Here is a 475-nt window from a genome sequence, read left to right as displayed (position 1 = left end):
GCGTCTTTGAATCAGCTGGTAGAGGAAGAGGCACAGAGCAATTCAACGAGCGAGTTAAAAAAATAATATATGGCTCGGTAGCTCAGTCGGTAGAGACGAGCATCCGCATCGTCGAATCTGCTGCGAGTTGTCCCGACGCACCCAGCTTCTTCGAATTGGCTGGTAGAGGAAGGGACACAAAAGTCATCAACGAACAATGGAAAAATAAGATACGGCTCGGTAGCTCAGTCGGTAGAGCAAAGGACTGAAAATCCTTGTGTCGGCGGTTCGATTCCGTCCCGAGCCACCACGAAACAACTAGAATAGGTTTGCATGCCGACTTAGCTGAATTGGTAGAGACGAGCATCTGCTTCATCGAATTCGCTTCGAGTTGCCTCGACGCATTTCGCTTCTTCGAATCAGCTGGTAGAGGAAGAGGCACAGAGCTCAACAATGAGCCACCTTCTTCATTCATCTTATGCCGACTTAGCTCAAT

At 48.8% G+C, this 475-nt stretch carries 1 protein-coding gene and 1 tRNA gene; both read left to right on the top strand.

Annotated features, from left to right (window positions below):
• Window positions 1–248, top strand: a 248-nt coding sequence (locus I656_RS19575; protein ID WP_235048675.1) for a hypothetical protein, incomplete at its 5' end; no start/stop codon positions are given.
• Window positions 214–289: transfer RNA gene (locus tag I656_RS0117050), tRNA-Phe, on the top strand. The genes I656_RS19575 and I656_RS0117050, both read left to right, overlap by 35 nt.
• Window positions 290–475 lie beyond the last annotated feature (186 nt).

This window comes from Geobacillus sp. WSUCF1 (genome assembly GCF_000422025.1).
GTDB classification, from domain to species: domain Bacteria; phylum Bacillota; class Bacilli; order Bacillales; family Anoxybacillaceae; genus Geobacillus; species Geobacillus zalihae.
The sequence above is the reverse complement of the archived record's forward strand: the minus strand, read 5'-3'. Positions and strand labels throughout refer to the sequence as shown.